Source organism: Streptomyces olivochromogenes (assembly GCF_021538895.1).
Classification (GTDB): Bacteria; Actinomycetota; Actinomycetes; order Streptomycetales; family Streptomycetaceae; genus Streptomyces; species Streptomyces olivochromogenes_A.
Genome location: NZ_JADDRL010000048.1, coordinates 62867 through 68866, shown reverse-complemented (window position 1 = coordinate 68866; position 6000 = coordinate 62867). Strand labels below are relative to the sequence as shown.

4 protein-coding genes are annotated in these 6000 nt (G+C 71.0%); 3 read left to right on the top strand and 1 reads right to left on the bottom strand.

Annotated features, from left to right (window positions below):
• Positions 1–1200, top strand: a 1200-nt coding sequence (sucB, locus tag IPZ69_RS24185) for a 2-oxoglutarate dehydrogenase, E2 component, dihydrolipoamide succinyltransferase (RefSeq protein ID WP_235456412.1), incomplete at its 5' end; no start/stop codon positions are given.
• Between the two features lie 60 nt (positions 1201–1260).
• Here sucB and IPZ69_RS24180 read toward each other — a convergent pair.
• Positions 1261–2010 carry a hypothetical protein gene (locus IPZ69_RS24180; protein WP_235456409.1) on the bottom strand — a complete coding sequence of 250 codons (750 nt, stop codon included), beginning with the start codon at positions 2008–2010 and terminating at the stop codon, positions 1261–1263.
• Between the two features lie 292 nt (positions 2011–2302).
• On the opposite strand from IPZ69_RS24180, the gene IPZ69_RS24175 reads away from it, so the two are divergent.
• On the top strand, positions 2303–2926 hold the full coding sequence (locus tag IPZ69_RS24175) for a GntR family transcriptional regulator (protein WP_235456407.1): 624 nt from the start codon (positions 2303–2305) through the stop codon (positions 2924–2926).
• A 274-nt stretch (positions 2927–3200) separates the two neighbouring features.
• Positions 3201–5912 carry a pyruvate dehydrogenase (acetyl-transferring), homodimeric type gene (gene aceE, locus IPZ69_RS24170; RefSeq protein ID WP_235456406.1) on the top strand — a complete coding sequence of 904 codons (2712 nt, stop codon included), beginning with the start codon at positions 3201–3203 and terminating at the stop codon, positions 5910–5912.
• Positions 5913–6000 lie beyond the last annotated feature (88 nt).

The following is a 6000-nucleotide window of genomic DNA, read 5'->3' as shown; positions in this document are numbered from 1 at the left end:
CAGGGCACCGACGTGGTCCTGCCCGCGCTCGGTGAGTCCGTCACCGAGGGCACCGTCACCCGCTGGCTGAAGTCGGTCGGCGAGAGCGTCGAGGCCGACGAGCCCCTGCTCGAGGTCTCCACCGACAAGGTCGACACCGAGATCCCGGCGCCCGCCTCCGGCGTGCTCCTGGAGATCGTGGTCGGCGAGGACGAGACCGCCGAGGTCGGCGCCAAGCTGGCCGTCATCGGCGCCCCGGGTGCGGCTCCGGCCGCCGCGCAGGCCACGGACGAGGGCGCCTACGTCACCCCGCTGGTGCGCAAGCTCGCCGCCGAGAACGGCGTCGACCTGGCCACCGTCAAGGGCACCGGCGTCGGCGGCCGCATCCGCAAGCAGGACGTCCTCGCCGCCGCCGAGGCCGCGAAGGCCGCCGCCGCTGCCCCGGCTCCGGCCGCCGCTGCCGCGCCGGCCAAGAAGGCCCCGGCCCTCGAGGTCTCCCCGCTGCGCGGCCAGACCGTCAAGATGCCGCGCATCCGCAAGGTCATCGGCGACAACATGGTCAAGGCGCTGCACGAGCAGGCCCAGCTGTCGTCGGTCGTCGAGGTCGACGTCACGCGCCTGATGCGCCTGCGCACCCAGGCCAAGGACTCGTTCGCCGCGCGCGAGGGCGTCAAGCTCTCGCCGATGCCGTTCTTCGTGAAGGCGGCGGCCCAGGCGCTGAAGGCCCACCCGGTCATCAACGCCAAGATCAACGAGGCCGAGGGCACGATCACCTACTTCGACTCCGAGAACGTCGGAATCGCGGTGGACTCCGAGAAGGGCCTGATGACCCCGGTCATCAAGCACGCGGGCGACCTGAACATCGCCGGCATCGCCAAGGCCACGGCGGAGCTCGCGGGCAAGGTCCGCGCCAACAAGATCACGCCCGACGAGCTGTCCGGCGCGACCTTCACCATCTCCAACACGGGTTCGCGCGGCGCGCTCTTCGACACGATCATCGTGCCGCCGGGCCAGGTCGCGATCCTCGGCATCGGTGCCACGGTCAAGCGCCCGGCGGTCATCGAGACCGAGGAGGGCACGGTCATCGGCGTCCGCGACATGACCTACCTGACCCTCTCCTACGACCACCGTCTGGTGGACGGCGCCGACGCGGCCCGTTACCTGACCGCGGTCAAGGCGATCCTGGAGGCGGGCGAGTTCGAGGTCGAGCTCGGCCTGTAGGCCTTCGTCGTTGCCCTGCGGTGCCCCGCCCGGAGCCTCTCCGGGCGGGGCACCGTCGTATCACCTGCGGGTCAGCGTCCCGTCGGACCAGGTGACCAGCGTCTCCACCCACACGTTGGGGATGTACAGGCGGGGCGCGGGGGTCAGGTCCTCGGTGCGGTACGCCTTCAGGACGTCGTACGTGGCGTCGAGGCAGTCCCGCGAGGTGAGCTCGCCGGTCCGCGGGTCGACGCCGACCAGGAAGCCGCGCCCCTCGACGGTGCGGATCATCCTCCGGGCGGCGCGCACGTCGCTCGTCGAGGACGACGTGCAGCGATAACGGCTGTACGGGTGCGTGGACTTGCCGGGGATGGGGGTCCCCCCTGTTCGAGCGGAGCCGAGAGCTTGGGGGAAGGCGTCGCGGGCCATGTCGTCGAGCATGCGGTCGTACGACCCCTGCGCGTGCCAGGCGCCGATGTCACCGCCGGGCGGGGTGTACAGCTTGTTGGTGGGGTTCTCGACCGCGCCGTACTCCCAGCGCTTCGTGCCGGCGATGCGGAAACCCCAGCCGACGTGGCCGAACTTCTGGGCGCCGTCCGGCTTCACGAAGACGCAGGCGCCGCCGGGGCCTGCGGGCTGTCCCCGGCCCGCCGTCAGGACGGTGCCGGCCCCGGCGCCCGCTGCCTTGGTCTTCACCTTCTTGGTCTTGCCGTGCCGGGGCCGGTCCGTGCCCGACCCCGTGGGTCCGCACGCCGTGATCCCCATGACCGCCGCCAGTGCGGCCGCCGTGACCGCGCAGCCGAGCCGTGCGGCCCGCCCTCGGATGCCCATCGCTTCCCCCAGTCCTGCCGAGGGGGTACCCCTGCCGGAAACCCCTCTGCCGACCGCGACACGCGTCGGCCGTCGCGGGTTCTGTCCGTGAGCCTTCGGTGACACGGTGGTGACGGCTCCGCGGCCGGTCCGGTACGGGGCTTTACGGAACAAGCCGCCCCGAGAAGCGTGTAAGTCTCGTCTCACCTGCGGGTAAGCGCCCGCGTGCGCCCCTCCCGAAACGCGCTCCGGCCTTATTGTCTAAACGTCAAACGCCCTCGGGGGCCTGTGGCCCCTCCGTGAAGGAGCCCTCATGACCGCGCCCGTCGTCCACTCGCTGCGCGAGCAGATCCGCGAGCACATCGTGGAGGGAATCGTCAGCGGGCGCTGGAAGCCGGGCGAGCGGATCGTGGAGCGGCGGATCGCGACCGAGCTGGAGGTCAGCCAGACACCGGTGCGGGAGGCGCTGCGCGAACTGGAGTCGCTGCGGCTGATCGAGTCCGCGCCGAACAAGGGCGTACGGGTGCGGAACCTGACGGCGGCCGACCTGGAGGAGAGCTACCCCGTGCGGGCCGGTCTGGAGGCCATCGCGGCGGAGCTGGCGGCGGAGCGGCTGGCGCAGGACTGCTCGGCGCTGGAGCCGCATGTCGCCGCGCTCTACGAGGCCGACCGCAAGGCCGACGGCACGGCGCAGGTGCGGCACACGGTGGCCTTCCACCGCGAGCTGGTCCGGGCGGCGGGGAACTCGGTGCTGCTGCACACCTGGGAGGGGCTGGGCATCGAGGTGTTCACGGCCCTGTCGATCCGGTGGCTGGGGACGGTGCAGCAGTCGTACGCGGAGGAGCACGAGGAACTGGTCGCCGCGTTCAAGCGGCGGGATCCGCGCATCGCCGACCTGGTGAAGTCCCACGTCCTGGGCTGCGCGCCGCGGGCCTGAGGAACACGCGAGCACTCCCCCGCTCAAACGCCGCCTCACCTGCGAAAACCCTGCCCCAAAAGCGTCACCCGGTGCCACGGTCGAAGGCACCCCGTGCCGACTTTCTCGGAATCGAGAGGTTTTGGGCCTGAAACCTTTGATCGATCATCGATCAGGGAGTTACAGTCGCCGACGGGCTTCCACCCGAGCCCTCTGCCCTGTCCTGCCAAAGACCAAGGGCAACCCCGAACCCTTACCGATGAGGGAACCCCCTTCGACTGAGGAAGGCGGCGACATGACCGACCCCCAGGCCATCCAGCCGAGCGCGCTCGACCAGCTCCCGGACCGCGACCCGGAGGAGACCGCCGAATGGCAGGCCTCCCTGGACGCGGTCGCGAGGGAGGCCGGGCCGCACCGCGCCGCGTACCTGATGCGCCGCACGCTGGAGCGCGCCGAGGAGGGCGGCATCGCGCTGCCGAAGCTGCTGGAGACGGACTACGTCAACACCATCCCGACCGCCGCCGAGCCGAGCGTGCCCGGTGACGAGGAGATGGAGCGGAAGATCACCGCGTGGAACCGCTGGAACGCGGCCGCGATGGTCACCCGCGGCAGCAAGTACGGCGTCGGCGGCCACATCGCCACCTTCGCCTCCGCGGCCTGGCTCTACGAGACCGGCTTCAACCACTTCTTCCGGGGCAAGGAATCCCAGGAGGCCGCCGGCTCCGGCGACCAGCTCTACATCCAGGGCCACGCGTCGCCCGGCATCTACGCCCGCGCCTACCTCGACGGCCGCCTGGACGAGCGGCACCTGGACAACTTCCGCCAGGAGTCGGGCGGCAACGGACTCCCGTCGTACCCGCACCCGCGGCGCCTGCCCTGGCTGTGGGAGTTCCCGACGGTCTCCATGGGCCTCGGCCCCCTGTCCGCGATCTACCAGGCGCGCTTCAACCGCTACCTGACCAACCGCGGCATCAAGGACCTCTCCGCCTCCCACGTGTGGGCCTTCCTCGGCGACGGCGAGATGGACGAGCCCGAGTCCACGGCGGCGCTCGCGCTGGCGAGCCGCGAGGGCCTGGACAACCTGACCTTCGTCATCAACTGCAACCTGCAGCGCCTCGACGGCCCGGTCCGCGCCAACTTCAAGATCGTGCAGGAGCTGGAGGCCCAGTTCCGCGGCGCCGGCTGGAACGTCGTCAAGAGCCTGTGGGGCAACGCCTGGGACGAGCTGTTCGCGCTCGACACCACCGGCGCGCTCGTACGCCGTCTGCGCGAGGTACCGGACGCCCAGGTCCAGACGTACCAGACCCGCGACGCCGCCTACATCCGCCAGGACTTCTTCGGCAAGGACCCGGCGCTCGTCGAGCTGGCGAAGCTGCTGAGCGACGACAAGATCCTGGAGTGCTTCCACCTCTCGCGCGGTGGTCACGAGGCGCGCAAGGTGTACGCCGCCTACAAGGCCGCCGTCGAGCACAAGGGCGCGCCGACCGTGATCCTCGCCCAGACGGTCAAGGGCTTCACGCTCGGCCAGGGCTTCGCGTCGAAGAACGCCAACCACCAGATGAAGAAGCTGACGGTGGACGAGTTCAAGACGATGCGCGACCTGCTGGAGCTGCCGATCCCGGACAGCGCCTTCGCCGACGGCCAGGTGCCCTACGGCCACCCGGGCGCCGACTCCCCCGAGGTCCGTTACCTCCAGGAGCGCCGCGCGGCGCTCGGCGGCCCGGCCCCGGCCCGCCGCACGCAGCCGCTCGCCCCGCTGCCGACCCCCTCCGAGAAGGCGTTCGCCTCCTTCGACAAGGGCTCCGGCTCGCAGAACGTGGCCACCACCATGGCCTTCGTCCGCCTGATCAAGGACCTGGTCCGCGACAAGGAGACGGGCAAGCGCTGGGTGCCGATCGTCCCCGACGAGGCGCGCACCTTCGGTATGGAGTCGCTCTTCCCGTCCCTGGGCATCTACTCGCCCAAGGGCCAGACGTACGAACCGGTCGACCGCGACCAGCTGATGTACTACAAGGAGGCGAAGAACGGCCAGATCCTCAACGAGGGGATCACCGAGGCCGGTTCGATGGCCGACTTCATCGCCGCGTCGACCGCGTACGCCACGCACGGCGAAGCGATGATCCCGTTCTACATCTTCTACTCGATGTTCGGCTGGCAGCGCACGGCCGACCAGATGTGGCAGCTCGCCGACCAGCTCGGCCGCGGCTTCCTCGTCGGCGCCACGGCGGGCCGTACGACGCTGACGGGCGAGGGCCTGCAGCACGCCGACGGCCACTCGCCGGTGATCGCCGCGACGAACCCGGCCGCGCTGACGTACGACCCGGCGTTCGCCTACGAGATCGCGACGATCGTCAAGGACGGTCTGCGCCGTATGTACGGCGAGGCGGCACCGGGCGAGGACCCGAACGTCTTCTACTACCTCACCGTCTACAACGAGCCGCTGCCGCAGCCGGCGAAGCCGGCCGGCCCCGGTGTCGACGAGGGCATCGTCAAGGGCCTGTACCGCTTCAACACGGCGGAGTCGGCGGGCCTGTCCCCCGCGGCCAACTCCCCGCGGATCCGGCTCCTCGGCTCCGGCACGGCCATCCACTGGGCCCTTGAGGCGCAGAAGCTGCTCGCCGAGGAGTGGGGCGTGGCGGCCGACGTGTGGTCGGCGACGTCCTGGACGGAGCTGCGCCGGGACGCCCTGGAGGCGGACGCGTCCCTGCTGCGCGGCGAGGAGCGCGTCCCGTACGTCCAGCAGGCCCTGCAGGGCGCCGAGGGCCCGGTGCTCGCGGTCTCCGACTACATGCGCCAGGTCCCGGACCAGATCGCGCAGTGGGTCGAGCAGGACTACTCCTCGCTGGGCGCCGACGGCTTCGGCCTGTCGGACACCCGTGAGGCGGCCCGCCGCCACTTCGGCATCGACGCCCAGTCCGTCGTCGTCGCGGCCCTGGCCCAGCTGGCCCGGCGCGGCGAGGTCAAGGCGACGTCGGTGAAGGAAGCGCGCGACAAGTACGGCCTGTAACCCGGATCGAAGGGGCCGGCAGCCATGGGCGGCCGGCCCCTTCGGCATGAGTGGCTCCCTTTGCTTGCGGCCCCGGCATCATGGCTCC

What these genes read in the sequence shown, in the direction of transcription:
- IPZ69_RS24175 (WP_235456407.1), top strand. Translation starts at nt 2,303, where the DNA reads ATGACCGCGCCCGTCGTCCACTCGCTGCGCGAGCAGATCCGCGAGCAC.
- aceE (WP_235456406.1), top strand. Translation starts at nt 3,201, where the DNA reads ATGACCGACCCCCAGGCCATCCAGCCGAGCGCGCTCGACCAGCTCCCG.
- IPZ69_RS24180 (WP_235456409.1), bottom strand. Translation starts at nt 2,010, where the DNA reads ATGGGCATCCGAGGGCGGGCCGCACGGCTCGGCTGCGCGGTCACGGCG.